At 69.5% G+C, this 16,611-nt stretch carries 17 protein-coding genes and 1 pseudogene; 9 read left to right on the forward strand and 9 right to left on the reverse strand.

What is annotated here, in order from left to right; genetic code table 11:
• Positions 1 to 75: 75 nt before the first annotated feature.
• From ABN611_RS14630 to ABN611_RS14640, 3 genes are all read left to right on the forward strand, one after another.
• A complete protein-coding gene (locus tag ABN611_RS14630) occupies positions 76 to 579 on the forward strand; it encodes a hypothetical protein (RefSeq protein WP_350280415.1) in 504 nt (167 codons plus the stop codon).
• A gap of 76 nt (positions 580 to 655) precedes the next feature.
• Positions 656 to 1,198 carry a GNAT family N-acetyltransferase gene (locus tag ABN611_RS14635; protein ID WP_350280416.1) on the forward strand — a complete coding sequence of 181 codons (543 nt, stop codon included), beginning with the start codon at positions 656 to 658 and terminating at the stop codon, positions 1,196 to 1,198.
• On the forward strand, positions 1,195 to 1,851 hold the full coding sequence (locus ABN611_RS14640; protein ID WP_350280417.1) for a hypothetical protein: 657 nt from the start codon (positions 1,195 to 1,197) through the stop codon (positions 1,849 to 1,851). Before ABN611_RS14635 ends, ABN611_RS14640 begins: the two co-directional genes overlap by 4 nt.
• On the opposite strand, the gene ptsP is transcribed toward ABN611_RS14640, so the two are convergent.
• The 5 genes and pseudogenes from ptsP to ABN611_RS14665 all read right to left on the reverse strand — a co-directional run bounded on the left by ptsP (position 1,830) and on the right by ABN611_RS14665 (position 6,400).
• Positions 1,830 to 3,815 carry a phosphoenolpyruvate--protein phosphotransferase gene (ptsP, locus tag ABN611_RS14645; RefSeq protein ID WP_350281641.1) on the reverse strand — a complete coding sequence of 662 codons (1,986 nt, stop codon included), beginning with the start codon at positions 3,813 to 3,815 and terminating at the stop codon, positions 1,830 to 1,832. The genes ABN611_RS14640 and ptsP overlap by 22 nt on opposite strands.
• Positions 3,789 to 4,169 (reverse strand): annotated as a pseudogene (gene dhaM / locus ABN611_RS14650) (dihydroxyacetone kinase phosphoryl donor subunit DhaM); the annotation flags it as partial. The gene ptsP and the pseudogene dhaM, both read right to left, overlap by 27 nt.
• Positions 4,166 to 4,786, reverse strand: a complete 621-nt coding sequence (gene dhaL / locus ABN611_RS14655) for a dihydroxyacetone kinase subunit DhaL (RefSeq protein ID WP_350281642.1) — start codon at positions 4,784 to 4,786, stop codon at positions 4,166 to 4,168. The pseudogene dhaM and the gene dhaL, both read right to left, overlap by 4 nt.
• 2 nt (positions 4,787 to 4,788) lie before the next feature.
• A complete protein-coding gene (gene dhaK / locus ABN611_RS14660; protein WP_350280418.1) occupies positions 4,789 to 5,793 on the reverse strand; it encodes a dihydroxyacetone kinase subunit DhaK in 1,005 nt (334 codons plus the stop codon).
• 46 nt (positions 5,794 to 5,839) lie between these two features.
• Positions 5,840 to 6,400 (reverse strand): sigma-70 family RNA polymerase sigma factor, encoded by a 561-nt coding sequence (locus ABN611_RS14665; RefSeq protein WP_350280419.1) that lies wholly within the window; start codon positions 6,398 to 6,400, stop codon positions 5,840 to 5,842.
• A 61-nt stretch (positions 6,401 to 6,461) separates the two neighbouring features.
• Here ABN611_RS14665 and ABN611_RS14670 point away from each other — a divergent pair, with 61 nt between their 5' ends.
• A complete protein-coding gene (locus ABN611_RS14670) occupies positions 6,462 to 7,997 on the forward strand; it encodes a serine/threonine-protein kinase (protein ID WP_350280420.1) in 1,536 nt (511 codons plus the stop codon).
• A 156-nt stretch (positions 7,998 to 8,153) separates the two neighbouring features.
• Positions 8,154 to 9,014 carry an alpha/beta hydrolase gene (locus ABN611_RS14675; protein WP_350280421.1) on the forward strand — a complete coding sequence of 287 codons (861 nt, stop codon included), beginning with the start codon at positions 8,154 to 8,156 and terminating at the stop codon, positions 9,012 to 9,014.
• A 43-nt stretch (positions 9,015 to 9,057) separates the two neighbouring features.
• Here ABN611_RS14675 and ABN611_RS14680 read toward each other — a convergent pair whose 3' ends face one another.
• Together ABN611_RS14680 and ABN611_RS14685 are read right to left on the reverse strand one after the other, a co-directional pair.
• On the reverse strand, positions 9,058 to 9,774 hold the full coding sequence (locus tag ABN611_RS14680) for a hypothetical protein (protein ID WP_350280422.1): 717 nt from the start codon (positions 9,772 to 9,774) through the stop codon (positions 9,058 to 9,060).
• A gap of 89 nt (positions 9,775 to 9,863) precedes the next feature.
• Positions 9,864 to 10,583, reverse strand: a complete 720-nt coding sequence (locus ABN611_RS14685; protein ID WP_350280423.1) for a hypothetical protein — start codon at positions 10,581 to 10,583, stop codon at positions 9,864 to 9,866.
• A 289-nt stretch (positions 10,584 to 10,872) separates the two neighbouring features.
• Between ABN611_RS14685 and ABN611_RS14690 the strand changes: the two genes are divergently transcribed.
• Complete coding sequence (locus ABN611_RS14690; RefSeq protein WP_350280424.1) at positions 10,873 to 12,162, forward strand: extracellular solute-binding protein; 1,290 nt, start codon at positions 10,873 to 10,875, stop codon at positions 12,160 to 12,162.
• Positions 12,159 to 13,088: a sugar ABC transporter permease gene (locus tag ABN611_RS14695; protein ID WP_350280425.1), complete on the forward strand. Its 930-nt coding sequence runs from the start codon at positions 12,159 to 12,161 to the stop codon at positions 13,086 to 13,088. The genes ABN611_RS14690 and ABN611_RS14695 overlap by 4 nt, the downstream gene beginning before the upstream one ends.
• 35 nt (positions 13,089 to 13,123) lie before the next feature.
• Here ABN611_RS14695 and ABN611_RS14700 read toward each other — a convergent pair whose 3' ends face one another.
• Entirely contained in the window at positions 13,124 to 14,320 is a 1,197-nt protein-coding gene (locus tag ABN611_RS14700; protein WP_350280426.1) for a transposase, read from the reverse strand.
• Positions 14,321 to 14,423: 103 nt separating this feature from the next.
• Between ABN611_RS14700 and ABN611_RS14705 the strand changes: the two genes are divergently transcribed.
• Positions 14,424 to 15,251: a carbohydrate ABC transporter permease gene (locus ABN611_RS14705; RefSeq protein ID WP_350280427.1), complete on the forward strand. Its 828-nt coding sequence runs from the start codon at positions 14,424 to 14,426 to the stop codon at positions 15,249 to 15,251.
• Positions 15,252 to 15,301: 50 nt separating this feature from the next.
• Positions 15,302 to 16,075, forward strand: coding sequence for a hypothetical protein (locus tag ABN611_RS14710; protein ID WP_350280428.1), 774 nt, complete (start codon positions 15,302 to 15,304; stop codon positions 16,073 to 16,075).
• On the opposite strand, the gene ABN611_RS14715 is transcribed toward ABN611_RS14710, so the two are convergent.
• Positions 16,059 to 16,607, reverse strand: coding sequence for an NADAR family protein (locus tag ABN611_RS14715; RefSeq protein WP_350280429.1), 549 nt, complete (start codon positions 16,605 to 16,607; stop codon positions 16,059 to 16,061). The genes ABN611_RS14710 and ABN611_RS14715 overlap by 17 nt on opposite strands.
• Between the last annotated feature and the right edge of the window lie 4 nt (positions 16,608 to 16,611).

The raw sequence follows: 16,611 nt of genomic DNA on the forward strand, positions 1-16,611 counted from the left end.
CTTCCTGCAGCTTTCCGTGTGGGTTCGATGACCGCGCGTACTGCGAGAATGTCCTCCAGTCGGAGGGGGGAACCTGTGGCGAACGATCCCGCGCTGGAGCACGCGCTCCTGGAGCACCTGCGGTTCGCACCGTTGAGCCGGGCGGAGCTGGCCCGCCGTACCGGAGTGAGCGAGGAGCGAGTCCAGGCCGCCTTGAAGGACCTGGTCACGGGCACGTTCGTCGCCCGCCGGCCGCAGGACGACGGGCCGGCCGACTACGAGCTGACCGAGGCGGGCGCCGGCCGCCTGGACCTGATGGAGGAGCTGCAGCGGTCGCCGCTGAAGGTGATGGCGAAGGTGTTCGGCGCACTGGTCGTCCAGGTCGTCCGGCCCGAGAAAGCGCCGACGCCGCTGCCCGGCACACAGGCTCCCAACTGGGGGACGCTCCTCTTCATCCTGCTGCCCGTGGTTGCCGTGATCGCGGTCATCCTGGGCAACGTGGTGAACTCAGGCGCAAGCCTCGGCACAGTGGCCCTCTTCCTGCTCCTGGTCGCCGCGAAGTTCGCCTGGGCCTTCCGCGGAAGGCGGTTCCGGAAATGAACCCACGGCTGCACGTGTCAACACCCGCGTCGGCGTACCGCGAATGGCGGCGGAAGCCGTGAACTAGCCTGTGGGCGTGGAAGCTGTGTTGCGGTTGGCGGTGGCGGCGGACGGGCCTGCCGTGGCCGCGTTGGCCCGGGACGCTGTGCTGACGCAGTTCCCGGCGTACTACGACGCACAGCAGACGGCGAGCGCCGCCGAGCACATCACCGCGCTGGACACCGCACTGATCGACGACGGTACCTACTACGTGCTCGAGGCCGGCGGAGAGGTCGTCGCCTGCGGCGGCTGGAGCCGGCGGAACAAGCTGTTCAACGCCAGCACGGCAGGCGCCGACGAGCGGCTGCTGGACCCGGCCACCGAACCGGCCCGGATCCGGGCGATGTTCGTCCGCGCGGACTGGACCCGGCGCGGGCTCGGCCGGGCGATCCTGACCGCCTGTACCGAGGCCGCCCGCGCGGAGGGGTTCACCAGGCTCGCGCTGATGTCGACGTTGCCCGGCGTACCGCTCTACAAGGCCTTCGGCTTCACCGAGGTGGAGTCCGCGCAGCTACCGATGCCCGACGGCACCCTGCTCGCCGGCGTCGCGATGGAACGACCGATAGAGGAGACGGCATGACCGCAGGTACCACCGCCACCGCACCCGACGGGACCGAGGTCGTACTCGGCGAGATCGGGACCCGCGTGCTGCTGAAGAACTCGCGCGTCCGCGTCTGGGAGGTGTCACTGCAGCCGGGGGAGGCGCAGGGCTGGCACCTGCACCACAACCCGTACGTCGTCCTGTGCCTGTCGACGTCGCCCTGCCACATGGACTGGCTGGACGGCAGCCCCGCACGCCACCTGAGCGAGACCGTCGGCGGCTCGGTCTACCGCCCGGTGTCGCCGGTACACATGCTCACGAACGACGGCGACGCGCTGTACCTCAACCGCCTGATCGAGGTGCTCGACCTGGGCGAGGAGGCGTCCGGCGACCCGTACTTCGCGGTCTCGGGCATCCCGGCGGAATCCGGCTTCGAACAGGCCGGCGAGATCCCGACGAAGGTAGTGCTCGACGAGGACGACGTACGCGTGCAGCACGTGACGCCGGAGGCAGGCGAGTCGTACACCTGGCACACCGGCGCCTACCCGGCCCTGGTGGTCGACCTGGACCTGGAGCACTCGGACGTCACCTACCTCGAGCCCGGCGAGACCTACACACTTCCCGCGAAGCAGGAGCGCACCTCCGGCTTCAACCTCGTCGAGCTGCGCTACTACAGCAAACCGCGCACCTGATCCGCGTCCCGGGCAGCCAGCACTGCGGCGGTGTCGACCTGTCCTAGGTCGGCCTGCCGCAGCCGGGCCTTCACCAGCGGTACCTGTGGGCCGACGGCGCTCAGCTCGGCCACACCGAGAGCAGCCAGCAGTACTGCGGCCTGCGGGTCGCTGGCCAGGTCGCCGCAGACAGCAACCCGTACGCCGGCGTGGCGGACCACGTGGTCGATCAGCTGCAGTACGGCGGGATCGAGGCCGTCGGCGAGCGGGGCGACCGCTGCGTTGGTGCGGTCCGCGGCCGTCGTGTACTGCGTGAGGTCGTTGGTGCCGATGCTGACGAAGTCGAGGTCCTTCGCGAGCGTGCCGACCCGCAGCGCGGCCGCGGGGACCTCGACCATGATGCCCACCTCGAGGCCGTCCCGCGGGCCGAGCTGGTCCAGCGCCCAGGCGACCTCGTCGGCGGTCGTCACCATCGGGAACATCACGTGCACCGGGGTCTCGGCCGCCGTACGCCGGATCGCCTCGAGCTGATCGCGGAGCAGGTCGGGACGGCGGCGGAAGACGCGCAGGCCGCGCTCGCCGAGGAACGGGTTCGCCTCCTTGTCCTGCGGGAGGAACGGGAGCGGCTTGTCGCCGCCGACATCCCAGGTCCGGATCGTGATCGGGTTGTTCCCGAGGGCGCGGGCGATCGCGCGGAACGCGTCGACCTGCTCGTCGACGGAGGGCGGCGTACGGCGGTCGCCGAAGAGCACCTCGGTCCGCACCAGCCCGGACCCGTCCGCGCCGCGCGCCTCGACGGCGTCCTGGACGACGCCGACGTTCACGAGCACGTCGACGGTGCGGCCGTCGCGGGTGATGGCGGGCTCGTCCGCGCGGGCGATCGCCTGGTCGCGCTCGCCCCGCCGCTCGGCAATCGTGGCGCGGACCCGATCCACGTCCGGTGCGACCTCGAACACCCCACTCCGGGCGTCGAACGCAACGATCGCTCCGGCCCGGACCTCGACCGGCCCGATCCCGGTGATCAGCGGGATCCCGCGGGACCGGGCCACGATCACACCGTGTCCGGTGGTACCGGCCGCGCGGACGGCGATCCCGGCGATCCGGGTGGCGTCCAAGGTGGCCGCAGTGGCGGCATCCAGCTCGGGCACGACAAGAATCCCCGCGCCCACCGCGCCGGCAGCGGCTGCCTCGCCCGGCTCGTCCGATGCGGCTCCTACGAGCGCCCGGAGGACACGGTCGCGGATGGCTCGGACGTCCTGGGCGCGTTCGCGTTGGTACGCGTCGTCCAGGGCCTCGAAAGTCGTGGCGAGGGTGTCGTACGAGTGCTGCCACGCCGTCGGCGCGGACGCGCCACCGGCGATCGACGCCCGGACCTCGTCGCGCATCGTGCGATCGGTCAGCAACGCGAGATGCGCCTCGAAGATGCCGCCGTGTTCAGGGCTGTCGTCCCGGAGTCCGCGTAACTCCTCGCCGGCGCGAGCAACAGCCTCCTCCAGCCGCGCGAGCTCGTTGTCGCCGGCAACATACCCGCTGACGTCCACCTCGCCACCGACCAGCACCGCCGGCCCGATCGCCACGTCCAGCCCGGACCCGCCCGCAGCGGGCGCCGCCGGCTCGACAGCCTCGTCCCCGAAGTTCTCAGCCGCCAGCTTCTCCACCGCAGCAAGTACTTCGGCCGCCTGCGACCCGCTCGCCCCGACCCGCAACCTGTGTCCCTGCTGGGCGTTCAACGTCGCCACCATGCTCAAGCTGCCCGCGTCCACCGGCCCTCGCCCGGTGTCCAGGTCGGTGAGCATGACCGCGGCGTCGAACCCGTTCACCAGCCCCACGAGCCGCGCAGCAGGCCGCGCATGCAGACCGTGCACGTTCCCCACGACAATCTCAACCGTGCGATCGGCCTCCGCGACAGCGGCAGCAGCCGCAGCCACCACATCACCCAGATGATCCTGTTTCGCGACCAAACCTCGCTGCGCCTCGGCGACCACGGCGTCCAGGGACGCGCCGGTCGACGCCGTGACGACCGCCGCCACCAGCCCTTCGACCAGCGGCGCACTCGTCAGCCGCACCCGCCCGGCAACCTCGGGATCGACGAACTCCAGCGCCATCTCCGCACTCAGGATCGCCGACCCGAGATCCAGCAGCACGAGTACGCCGTCCGCGCCGTCCGCCGCGGTGATCGCCTCCGAGACCGCCATCGCGTCGGTCCCGAACGTCGTCGCGTCCAGCCCCGCCGCCACCGCGATCACCGGCCGCTTGTCCTCGGCAACCATCTCCGCGGCCAGCCCGACCGCCGCATCCGCCAGCGCCCGGCTGTGCGACACCACCACGATCCCGATCATGACAGCGTGCGGACCGCGGACTCCAAGATCAGCGTCGTACTGGTCGCGCCCGGATCCTGATGACCCACGCTGCGCTCGCCGAGATAGCTCGCACGCCCCTTCCGGGCGACCAGCGGCACCGTCGCATCCCGGCCCTTCGCCGCAGCCTCTGCCGCGGCGGACAGCGCCGTACCGAGATCGGCCCTGCCCGCGACCGCGGCGTCGTACGCGTCCAGCGCCGGCGCCCAGGCGTCGTACATGGTCTTGTCGCCCAGCTCCGGCTTGCCGCGGGCGAGGACGCCCTCGACCCCGGCGTGCAGCGCCTTGCCGATCGTCTCCGGCGTCAGGTCGGCGCCCGCCAGCGCGGTGCCGAACCGCAGGAAGAACGTCCCGTACAGCGGTCCGCTCGCCCCGCCGACCTTGCTGACCAGCGTCATCCCGGCCTTCTTCAGCAGCTCGTCGGCGCCGTCGAACGTGGTCTCGTCCAGTAGCCCGACGACCGCCTGGAACCCGCGGTCCATGTTCGCGCCGTGGTCCGCGTCGCCGATCGCCGAGTCCAGCTCGGTCAGGTACGCCGCGTTCTCGTGCAGGACCGCCGCGCAGTCCCGCAGCCAGCTGACGAAGGCATCGACTCCCATGCTCACGCTCCCCAGCGTAGGCCGGGGGTGTTCACCGGCGCGTCCCAGAGACGTACCAGTTCGTCGTCCACCTTCAGCAGCGTGACCGAGCAGCCGGCCATCTCCAGCGAGGTGATGTAGTTGCCGACCAGCGAGCGGGCCACGGTGATCCCGGCGCGGTCGAGGAGCTGCGCGACCTCGTTGTACATCAGGTACAGCTCGATCAGCGGCGTACCGCCCATGCCGTTCACGAAGGCGATCACCGAATCACCTTGGGAATAAGGAAGATCGGAGAGCACCGGGTCGACGAGCAGCGCGGCGACCTCCTTCGCCGGGGCCAGCGGCAACCGTTGCCGGCCGGGCTCGCCGTGGATGCCGATGCCGACCTCCATCTCGTTCTCGGCCAGCTCGAACGTCGGCTTGCCCGCGGCCGGGACCGTGCACGACGTCAGCGCCATCCCCATGCTGCGGCCGTTCTCGTTGACGCGCTTAGCCAGGTCCGCCACCTCCTGCAGCGGTTGGCCCTCCTCGGCGGCCGCGCCGACGATCTTCTCCAGCAGCACGGTCACGCCGACGCCGCGGCGGCCGGCGGTGTAGAGGCTGTCCTGGACGGCGACGTCGTCGTTCGTCACCACCGACAGCACCTCGGTGCCGGCGTCGGCGGCGGCCAGTTCGGCGGCCATCTCGAAGTTCATCACGTCGCCGGTGTAGTTCTTCACGATGTGCAGCACGCCCGCCCCGGCGTCGACCGCCTTGGTCGCGGCCATCATCTGGTCCGGCACCGGGGAGGTGAACACCTCGCCCGCGCAGGCGGCGTCGAGCATGCCGAGGCCCACGAACCCGCCGTGCATCGGCTCGTGCCCCGACCCGCCGCCGGAGATCAGCCCGACCTTCCCGGGTCTCGGGGCGTCCTTGCGGTAGACGATCCGGTTCTCCAGATCGACCCGCAGCCGGTCCGGGTGCGCCGCCGCCATCCCGCGCAGCGCTTCACTCACAACATCGGCCGGGTCGTTGATGAGCTTCTTCATGCCCTACATCTGAGCACACCAGCGGCCCCGGCGGGAGGGGCTCGGATCAGTCCTTGGGGCGGAGCAGCGGGCGGACGACCTCGCGGGCGTCGTGGATCCGGGACTTGACCGTGCCGAGCGGGGCTCCGACCTCGGCGGCGATCTCCTCGTAGGACAGGCCGTAGACGTCCCGCAGTACCAGCGGGGTGACCATCTGCGGGCGGTCCCGCTCCAGCGTCTCCAGCGCCTCCAGCAGGTCCAGCCGGGTGCCGGCGATCACGCTGGTGGTTCGCGGGTCCGGCTTCTCCATCTGCTCGGGGTTGTGCGCGGCCTGGGCGGAGCGCTTCAGCTTCCGGTACGTCGAGCGGGCCGAGTTGGCGGCGACGGAGTGCACCCAGGTGGAGAAGCTGCTGCGCCCGGAGTACGTGTTGATCTTGGTGGCGATGTTCAGCAGCGCCTCCTGAGCGGCGTCCTCCGCGTCCGCCGAGTACGGCAGGACGCTGCGGCAGATCCGCAGGACGCGCGGATACACCTGCCGCAGCAGGTCGTCCATCGCGTTCTTGTCGCCCGCCTGCGCCTGCTCCGCGAGGGCGGCAAGGTCGTCGGCCGGACTGGTGCTCTCGCTCATCTGCGCCTTTGCTCGTCGATCGGCCCCGGTAGGGACACTCCAATGACCCATAATGCCCTGTATGGGGGTCCCAACCAGACTCGGTCGGTACGTCGTGCGCCGACGCCTGGGCGCGGGCGGGTTCGCCACGGTGTGGCTGGCGCGGGACGAGCAGTTGGACGCCGAGGTGGCGATCAAGGTGCTCGCCGACAACTGGGGGCACGACGACTCGGTCCGGCAGCGGTTCCTCGAGGAGGGCCGGTTCCTGCGCCGGGTCGAGTCCGAGCACGTCGTCCAGGTGCACGACGTCGGTGAACTGGAGGACGGCCGCCCGTTCCTGGTGCTCACGTACGCCGACCGCGGCACGCTGGCCGACCGCCTGAAGGAGCAGCCGCTGCCGCTGCCCGAGGCGGTGGACGTGGTCGTCCAGGTCGGCCGCGGCCTGCAGGCGCTGCACCGGCGGGGCCTGCTGCACCGCGACGTGAAGCCGGCCAACGTGCTGTTCCGCAGTACCGACGACGGCGAGCGGGCGGTGCTGTCCGACCTTGGGCTGGGCAAGTCGCTCGACGAGATCTCCCGCATCACCATGCCCGGCGGCACCCCGTCGTACGTCGCCCCGGAACAGGCGCTCGGCGAACGCCTGGACCAGCGCGCCGACCAGTACTCGCTGGGCGCGGTCGCGTACGCCGCACTGACCGGACGGTCGCCGCACCAGGTCGACGGCCTCGGGGCGGCCAGCCGGGTCGAGGTGGCGCCGCCGCCGAGCTCGCTCGGGTTCGACCTGCCGGAGCAGGTCGACGCGGCGATCGTCCGGGCGCTGGACCCGGACCGCGAGAAGCGCTGGCCGGACGTGCAGACGTTCACCAAGCAGTTGGTCGGGGCGCTCGACGAGACCACGCACAGCTTCTCGGTGCCGGCCCGTCAGACCGGCGCGGGCTCGGTGGACCTGGACGCGAAGACCGCGCTCAGCGACGAGAACCAGCCCACGATCGTGAAGCCCGCCGAGCCGACGGACGCGGAGACGGTGGCCGTCGAGTCCGCTCCTGCCGCCGCCGATCCCGCTCCCGCCGAGCCGCTGACCGAGTCCGCCGTACCGCGGAAGAAGCGGCGTGGTCGCTGGGTGGTTGCTGCGCTGCTGGCCCTGGTGGTCGGCGGTGGCGCCGGGTACGCCGGCCAGTGGTACCTGGCGGGCCGCGAGGTGGTCCCCGTCGCGGAGGGCGGGTTCCAGGTGGAGCTGCCGCGCTCCTGGGCGCAGTCGATGGCCAGGTCGACCTGGACCGTGCCGGGCGGCGAGGCCACCGCTCCGGCGTTCCGGGTCAGCAAGGACGACAGCTGGTCGGGCCGGACCCCGGGCGTGTTCATCGGCGTCTCCAAGAAGAAGCTCGCGGTGCCGACGGGTCTCAACTGCGCGACGCCGGGTTCGCCGACCAGGAACACGGGCGGTGAGCGGGCCTTCACGGACCGGATTTCCACCGGCTGCTTCGGTGCGGATATCGTGCTGCTCCAGCGGGTCGTCGATTACGGGGCCGAGGGCTCGCTGCTGGTCCAGGTGGTCGTGCCGGGATCGGATCCGACCCGTGCCCTCGAGATCGCGGACACGGTGAAGTACAACGACTAAGCGGGTGTCCCCATGCGTGTCCCGACCGAACGGCTCCGGCCGTCGCCGGCCCTGATCCAGTCCGTACGCCGCAGGTTCTACCGCCTCCGCTCCACCATCTTCCGCACCATCTGGCCCGTCGACTGACGGATCGCGGATCTGGGTACGTCGTACCTCGTGATCGAGGGCTTCCACGAGTTCGACGTACGGGTGGCCGGTGCGACTGTCCACGGCCGCCGCGGAGGTACCGGGCCGCCGATCCTGCTGCTGCACGGCTTCCCGGAATCGCATGTCATGTGGCACCGGGTGGCGCCGGTCCTCGCCCGCGACTTCAGCGTCGTCGCCACCGACCTCAGCGGATTCGGCGACAGCACGTCCTCCGGTGACCAGTCGATGCGCGAGCTCGCCAGGCATCAGGTCGCAGCGATGCAGCAGCTCGGGTTCCGCGAGTTCGCCGTCGTCGGTCACGACCGCGGTGCCCGCTGCGCCTACCGGCTGGCACTCGATCATCCCACTGCGGTGCGCAAACTCGCCGTCTTGGATGTGGTTCCGACCCTCGACGCGTTCGACCGGGCCGGCAAGGAGTTCGCCCTCGGCTACTGGATCTGGGCGTTCATGACCGACCCCATCGCCGAGGAGCTGATCGGCCGGGCGCCGGACGTCTTTGTGAACCACCTCCTGGACAGCTGGTCGGCCAACGATGCGTTCCCGCCGGAGATCCGGGCCGAGTACGTCCGGCAGTTCCGCAGGCCGGAGGTGGTGCACGCGATCTGCGAGCAGTACCGAGCAGCCGCGACGACCGACTGCGAGCACGACGCAGCCGACCGCGGCGTCAGCCGGATCCAGTCTCCGGTTCTCGTCCTGTGGGAGCAGGACGGTTCAGTAGGACGCTGGTACGGCGATCCGCTCGACATCTGGCGCACCTGGGCGGACGACGTCAGCGGCGGCCCGGTCGACGCCGGCCACTTCCTCCCCGAGGAGGCGCCTGCCGAAACCCTGGCTTGGCTGCTGCCGTTCCTGACGATCGACAGCGAGTGATCCTCCTGACGATGATTTGGCGACGATCCTCGCCCGGCCCGGGTCAGACCTGGCTGTCGCGGCGTTCGACGCTGTCGCTGGCTCGGTCCAGCACGGCTAGCAGCGCCTCCTTGTCCTGCGGCAGCCCGGTGGCGCTCATCTCCACGGCACAGTTGCCGCTCTCGTCCGCGACCCACCGCACGACGACGTACCGGAGGATGCTCTGCGGCGACAGCTCCTCGTCCGGGACATAGGTGTAGGTCAGCGTGGCGTGGTTCTCCTGCTGGTCCTGGTCGAGGATCTTGACCATCTGGTCCGCGGAGATCGCCGCGAGCTGCTTGATCCGCGCGGCCAGCGAGTCGGCGGGCGGGCGGGTGATCGTGAAGCCGGCCTCGATCCGGATCCAGCGCTTCTTGGTCCGGTCGGTGAACCGGCCGCTCTTCGGCGGATCCTGCTTGGTGTACGTCCAGTCCGCGGGCACCCGCACCGTGATCCGGGACTTGAGCATCTCGGTCACCGTGAAGGTCCGGGTCGTGTAGCGCAGTTCGTCGGCCCGCAGCGCGGGCGACCTGTCGTAGGTGATCTTCCGCGGCGGGGCGGTCGGCGTCGGCGTGGTCGACGTACCGAGGCTGGTTCCGACCGGCAGGGGCGCGGCCGTCCCGGCCAGGCTGGGCTTCTCGGTGAGGAACAGACCGGCGCCGTAACCGCCCGCACTGCCGACCCCGGCGAGGGTGAGCAGACCGGCGCCGAGCATCGCGCGCCTGGTCACCGTCCTCGCCATGCCCCCACCTCCCCAGATCTACCTATCAGAAGACACCTGAGCCCCCGCTCAGGTTGCGGCAGCCAGATAACAATTCCGTGAAAAGGGGGTCAGCCGACCTCGCTGACGGAGGTGGAGGCCCGTTCGAGGACCTCGGCCAGGCCGTCGGCGTCCTGGGGCAGGCCGGTGATGCTCATCTCCACGGTGGTGAGTTGGCCGTTGATCGCGATCCAGCGGACGACCACGTAGCGCAGCGTCTCGCGCGGGATGTAGGTGTAGACCAATGTCGCGACCGACCGGGGCTCGCCGTCGTTGCCGGTGATCACGTCCTCGGTCTTGCTGACGACGCGGACGTCGTTCTGCGGCGCCTGGCTCTTCTTCAGGTCGACGATCAGCTGGGCCATCTCCTCCGCCGGGGTCTTGCCGGCGGGCTCCACCGCCTCGACCCGGACGCCGCGCTCCTCGAGCCGGTCCAGGTACTTCACCTCGGCCGGCCGCTCCGGATCCTTCTTCAGCCGCCAGCCCCGCGGTACCTCGATGGACAACTGGACGGACCGCTCGTCCTTCGGCGTCACGGTGAAGTCGTGCTCGCTGTACTCCAGGCCGGTCTCGAGCGGTTCGAGGTTGTTCGGGATCGGGCTCTTCACCGGCAGCGACGGCTCGGTGGGGGTCGGCGACGGGGTGCCGCTGGGCGACACCTCGCCCAGCGGCGCCGCGGCGCCTGAGTTGGTCTGTTGCGGCACGTCCAGGTAGTCGCCGACGTAGTACCCGCCGCCGACGCCGAGCGCCAAGGCCAGCAGGAGCACGCCGACCAGGAGAACTCGTCTCACGCCCGCACCGGTCCGGAAGTCGGCAGGCCGGGACCGCCGGGCAGCACGACGTACGGCGCTGCGGCCGGAGGCGGGAATGCGGTCACGGGCACATGGCCCATCTTCTCAGGCGAGACAGGCAGCGGCCCAAAACGGCAGCAGACCCCTTTTCACACCGGGCCCGACTGAATCCTTTCAACGAGGTCTTGACACCCTCCCGGGCCGTACGTAGCGTCCCGCGTGTCGAAAGTAACACGATCTTGCGATTACTTCACAGTCTTGGCCGGTATCTCGGCGCTCAGGAGGAACCATGACACTCGATCGGTCCGTCAGTCGCCGGCGGCTCCTGCAGCTGCTCGGAGGTGCCACGGTCAGCGCCACCGTGGCCGGCTCGCTCGCGGCCTGCGGCGGGGGCGGCGGTTCGTCGTCGTCCGGCGGCACGCTGAAGGTGATCGGCGTCGGTGACCAGGAGGCCGGCCTGCGGAAGGTGCTAGACGCGTACAAATCGTCGCACTCCGGCTTCGACTTCAACCTCTCGTTCGCGCCCGCCGACCAGGTGCAGACCGCGCTCCGGACGCAGCTCGGCGGCGGCAACGCGCCCGACGTCCACGTCGTCTACCCGGGCAACGGCAGCGCGATGTCGATGGCCCAGCTGAGTAAGGCCGGGCTGCTCACCGACCTCAGCAGCCAGTCCTGGACGCAGAAGGTGCCGGAGGGCTTCAAGGGCGCCTTCCAGAACGAGGGCAAGACGTACATCTTCTCGCCGGGTTCCAGCATGCTCGGCGCGATCTACAACAAGAAGGCGTTCGCGACCGCCGGTGTCGAGCCGCCGGCCACCTGGTCGGAGCTGCTCGCGGTCTGCGACAAGCTGAAGAAGAAGGGCATCGTGCCGATCGCCGTCGGCGCGCAGACGCCGTGGATCACGCAGCTGATCCCGTACGCGCTGGTCCCGGGCACGGTCTACGCCAAGACGCCCGACTTCGACGACAAGATGATCGCCGGCCAGGCGTCCTTCGCCGACTCCGGCTGGGCCGACGCGATGGACAAGTACCTCGAGCTGCAGAAAAAGGGCTTCTTCAACGACAACCCGAACGGTACGACGTACGAGCAGGCCACCTCGATGGTCGGCACCGGGAAGGCCGCGATGGCGGTGCAGGTGTCCGCGGTGCTGTCGGCGTTCCGGGCCGCGGCGCCGTCGCCCGACGACCTGTCGATGTTCCCGTTCCCCGCCACGGACGTGGCCGCCGACAACTGGATCCCGGCCGGCGTGGTGGTCGGGATCGCGGTGAGCGCGAAGAGCAAGCAGGCGGACCAGGCGAAGTCGTTCCTCGACTACTGCGGCCAGCAGGAGAACCTGAACACCTGGGCCGAGGCCGTCTCCTGCGTCCCGCTGTACGGCGACGGGAAGGTCGACCCCGCGCTGACGTCGTTCCTGCCGAGCCTGAAGGCGAACAAGGCGGTGCCGTTCATGGATCAGCGCTGGCCGAACGCCGAAGTACAGCCGACCCACTTCGCCGTCGTACAACAGCTGCTCGGCGGCAAGACCACGGTGCCGGACGCGCTGAAGAAGATGGACGAGGCCTACCGGAAGGGCGCGTGACGGCCTCGGTGGCCGCGGCCCGGCCGGACGCGGTACGGCGGACCCGGCGGCACGGCGGAATCGTGCCGCCGTGGTGGTTCGCCGTACCGGCGATCCTGGTCTACGCGCTGGTGGTGCTGTACCCGAGCATCGCCGGCGCCGGGTCGGCGTTCACGGACTGGTCGGGGATCGGCGAGTCCCGGTCGTACGTCGGCGCGGACAACTTCAAGCAGTTGCTGCGCGACGACCAGGCGCTCGGGGCGTTGCGCAACACACTGCTGCTGACGGTCGCGATCGTCGTGGTGCAGAACGCGCTCGGGCTGCTGCTCGCGCTCGGCGTGCACACCGGGATCAAGAGCCGGATGCTGTTGCGGCTGGTGTTCTTCGCGCCGGTCGTGGTGAGCCCGGTGATGGTGTCGTTCCTGTGGAAGTTCGTCTACAACCCGGCGCCGGACGCGGGGCTGAACGCGGCGCTCGGCGCGGTCGGGCTCGGGTCGCTGCGCCAGGACTGGCTGGGCAACCCGTCGATCGCGTTGTGGTCGGTGGCGTTCACCGTGATCTGGCAGTGCGCCGGGTACTCGATGGTGATCTTTCTCGCCGGGCTCGAAGGGGTGCCGGCCGAGTTGCACGAGTCCGCGATGGTCGACGGCGCCGGGACGATCGCGCGGTTCCGGCACATCACCTGGCCGCTCCTCGCGCCTGCCGTGACGATCAACGTGATGCTGTCGACGGTCGGCGGGCTGACGCTGTTCACCCAGATCATCGCGATGACGAACGGCGGCCCGGGGTACGCGACCGACACGTTGTCGACGGTGCTGTACAAGCAGGCGTTCGTGTTCGGGAAGTTCGGTTACAGCACCGCGGTCGCGCTGGTCCTGGCGATCTTCGTCGCGGCGGTGACGTTCCTGCAGATCGGATACCTGAGGTCGAGGGAGACGACGGCTTGACGTCCTCCCCGCCTGGAGGGCAGGGATTCCAACTTCTACGCGGAGGTAGCGAGTTGAGGTTCACGCTTCGACGGGACCCGTGGCGGCGTCTCTCGGCGTGCGCTGACGGCCCGTCCGGCCGCGATGTTGATGGCTGCGTTCACGTCCGCATGCATCCGGTGCCCGCAGGCCACGCACCTGAAGACCGCTTGGTTCTCGCGGCTCTTAGGTGTGCAATGCCCGCAAAGGCTACAGGTCTGCGACGTGTACGCAGGGTCGATCTTCTCGACCCGTTCAGGAGCCTTGTGCTCCAAGCGTTCCACAAGGGCGCCCCAACCGTTGGCCAGTATGCCCCGGTTCAGACCGGCCTTGGCGCGGCGGCGATTCGGCACAAAGGCGCCTGGCTGTTCGAGGTCGGGCTTGGGCCTCGGTCGTCTGGTCATGGAGGTGATGCGCAGGTCCTCCACGCGGATGACGTCGAACCGTCGCGCAAGGTCAGTGCTGGTCTTTTCGGCCCAGTCCTTGCGTCGGTCGGCGGCGCGGGCGTGCAGCTTGGCAATTGCCGCCTTCACACGCGCGCGACGGTTCGAGCCGCGATGGCAGCGGGCGAGGCGGCGCTGCAGGTGCTTGAGCCGATCCTCTTCGCGTTTCGAGAGGCCAGGGCACAACAACAGCTCACCAGTCGACAGAGCCGCCGAAACAGTGACGCCTCGGTCCACGCCGACGACAGTCTTCGTACCCGGTCCAGGGATTGGCTCCGGGATTGCCGCGAAGGCGAGGTGCCAGCGGCCGGCTCGGTCGCGGGTGATGCGGTAAGACTTCGCGCCGGGTACGGTGCGCGACAACCGGAGCTGGACCCAGCCGACCTTTGGTACCAGAACCTTTGCCCATTTTCGGTTCAGCTTCACGATCCTCGAAGCCTGAGAGCCGACGATGCGGAATCCCTCGTGCCGCTCCGCCTTACGCCAGGTCGGGCGCTGGTGGGTGCCCGCATAGAAGTTCCTGACGGCCTGGTCGAAGTCTCGCAGTGCTTGCTGCTGGACGGTCTGCGACCCGGCCCGCAGCCAGCCGAACGTGGCCCGTGCCTCGGTCAGTTGCCGTGCCTGCGCGACGTACCGCGGCGCCGACCGCTTGTCGGGCGTCCACATCGACCACTGCTCCAGCGCCAAGTTCCACACATACCGGGCGTGCTTGCACAGCTCGAGAAGCGCAACCTGCTGCTCGGGCCTCGGGTACAGCCGAAACCGGGACATGCCCCGTATCCAATCAGTCAGCGCCGACAGACCGGCGTCTTCGAAGGGAGGGAGTTGTGGCGATCCCCGATCTGAACGTCAAGGTTTCTCCACGACCGATCCAATGAACAGTCGGTACCGCCGCCGGACCTTCCTGTTGGAGATCGTGATGATCGCGGTCGCGGTCGGGTTCCTGTTCCCGGTGTATGTGCTGGTGACGCTGGCGTTCAAGGACCAGCAGCAGATCGCGAACCGGCCGCTGTCGCTGCCGTCACCGCCGAGCGTGAGCAGCTTCGGCGAGGCATGGCGCTCGGCCGGCCTGGGTTCGGCGTTGCTGAACAGCACGTTGATCACCGTGGTCAGTGTGCTGTTGCTGATCGCGCTCGGCTCGCTGGCGGCGTACTTCCTGGCCCGTACGGCGACCCGGCTGAGCTACAGCCTCTACATCCTGTTCCTGGTCGGGATCATCCTGCCGTTCCAGCTGGGGATGATCCCGCTGTACCAGCTGGTCGACAACCTCGGGCTGCTCGGGACGTACCAGGGGATGATCCTGTTCTACACCGGGATCCAGCTGCCGTTCACGGTGTTCCTCTACACCGGGTTCATCCGCTCGCTGCCCGCCGACTACACGAACGCGGCGCTGATCGACGGCGCCTCGCACCTGCAGGCGTTCGCGCACGTGATCTTCCCGCTGCTCCGGCCGATCACCGGGACGGTGCTGATCCTGAACGCCGTACAGATCTGGAACGACTTCTTCACGCCGCTGCTGTACCTCGGCGGCTCCGGGCGCGAGACCGTGCCGGTGCGGGTGTTCGCGTTCGTCAACCAGTACACGTCGAACTACGGCTTGGTGGCGGCCGGGCTGATTCTCGCGGCGCTGCCGATCCTGGTGCTGTTCCTCTTCCTGCAGCGGTACGTGATCCGCGGGTTCGCGTCCGGTCTGAAAGGGTGACCCCGGCGGTCTTGCACACTGGACCGCAAAACGAACAGAGGGGGAGTGCGATGGTACGTCGATTGTGGGCCGGCGTCCTGGCTGTCGGGGCGCTGCTGGGTGGGGCCGTGGTCGTCGGAAGCGCACCGGCCGAGGCGCGCACCGTCGCGGTGTCGGACACGCTGCTGCCGGGCCAGAAGCTGATGTCCGGGCAGTACATCCGGTCGAAGAGCGGGGTCTACACGCTGATCATGCAGCCGCGCGGTGACGTGAAGCTGTACCAGCGCGGGGTGTCGCTGCCGCTGTGGAGCTCCGGGACCTGGCGGACCGGGTCCGTGCTGGTGATGGGTACGGACGGCACGCTGCAGATCATCTACGGGCGGACGAAGATCTGGTCGATGGGCATCAGGAGCGCCGGCGCCAAGCTGGTGCTGCCCGACACCGGCAACCTGGCGATCTACAACACCCGCGGCAAGGCCGTCTGGAACCGGCACATGGTCATCGGCACCCTGATGCCGCAGAGCAAACTGCACGCCCCGGACCCGGCCGGCCGTGAGGTCATCATGTATTCCGTCAACCGGATCTACACGCTCAAGTTCCTGACGAACGGCAACCTGGTCCTCTACCGGAACGGCACCACCGCCCTGTGGAGCACCGGCGTCAAGAACACCTGGCCGGAGTCCTACGGCTGGGTCAACCCGAACGGCGCCTTCGCCACGGCCAACAAGGACGGCGACTTCACCTTCTACTACGACACCCGCCGCCCCGGCTCCGTCCTCCAACTCCGCGACGACGGCCACCTCGTCATGATCAACGGCCGCACGACCGTCAAGACGTTCTACTGAGCCGGTCCCGCGCCGCCATCAGCGCGAACCCGAGCAGGTTGAGACCCCGCCACCCGGCGGGGTCCGCCGCCCGAGGATCATCGGCCGCCAGCCCGATACCCCACACCCGGTCGAGCGGACTGGCCTCCACCAGCACCCGCCCGCCGGTGCCCACCAGGTACGCGCGTAGCGCCGGGTCCTGCCCGAACTTCGCCGTACTGCCGGCCACGACGATCTCGAACCGTTCTGCCGCCCAGACCTGCTCGTCGAAGTCCCGGACTTCCCGGCCGAGGTTCTTGGCTTCGGCCGGCGTACGGGCAGCCAGGATCCGTTCCTCCGCGGCCGCATCCCCGAACAGCCGCGCCTTGCCGGCCATCATGAAGTGCTCGGCGCTCGCATAGCCGATCCCGTCGACGGTGAACTTCGCAGGCCACCACTGGCTGAGGCAACCAGGGCCGATGCTTCCGTCGCGCTGTGGGCGGTGGCCCCAGAAGTACAGAAACTTGACTCGCTCGCCGGACGCGATCAGCTGTTGGAGTTCTTCGCGGTTCACCGCG

It is taken from the genome of Kribbella sp. HUAS MG21 (genome assembly GCF_040254265.1).
In the GTDB taxonomy this organism is placed as follows: domain Bacteria; phylum Actinomycetota; class Actinomycetes; order Propionibacteriales; family Kribbellaceae; genus Kribbella.

Excerpts from the sequence above, each read along its gene's own strand:
- ABN611_RS14640 (WP_350280417.1), top strand. The coding sequence starts at position 1,195 with ATGACCGCAGGTACCACCGCCACCGCACCCGACGGGACCGAGGTCGTA.
- dhaL (WP_350281642.1), bottom strand. The coding sequence starts at position 4,786 with ATGGGAGTCGATGCCTTCGTCAGCTGGCTGCGGGACTGCGCGGCGGTC.
- dhaK (WP_350280418.1), bottom strand. The coding sequence starts at position 5,793 with ATGAAGAAGCTCATCAACGACCCGGCCGATGTTGTGAGTGAAGCGCTG.
- ABN611_RS14665 (WP_350280419.1), bottom strand. The coding sequence starts at position 6,400 with ATGAGCGAGAGCACCAGTCCGGCCGACGACCTTGCCGCCCTCGCGGAG.
- ABN611_RS14670 (WP_350280420.1), top strand. The coding sequence starts at position 6,462 with ATGGGGGTCCCAACCAGACTCGGTCGGTACGTCGTGCGCCGACGCCTG.
- ABN611_RS14680 (WP_350280422.1), bottom strand. The coding sequence starts at position 9,774 with ATGGCGAGGACGGTGACCAGGCGCGCGATGCTCGGCGCCGGTCTGCTC.
- ABN611_RS14690 (WP_350280424.1), top strand. The coding sequence starts at position 10,873 with ATGACACTCGATCGGTCCGTCAGTCGCCGGCGGCTCCTGCAGCTGCTC.
- ABN611_RS14700 (WP_350280426.1), bottom strand. The coding sequence starts at position 14,320 with ATGTCCCGGTTTCGGCTGTACCCGAGGCCCGAGCAGCAGGTTGCGCTT.
- ABN611_RS14705 (WP_350280427.1), top strand. The coding sequence starts at position 14,424 with ATGAACAGTCGGTACCGCCGCCGGACCTTCCTGTTGGAGATCGTGATG.
- ABN611_RS14710 (WP_350280428.1), top strand. The coding sequence starts at position 15,302 with ATGGTACGTCGATTGTGGGCCGGCGTCCTGGCTGTCGGGGCGCTGCTG.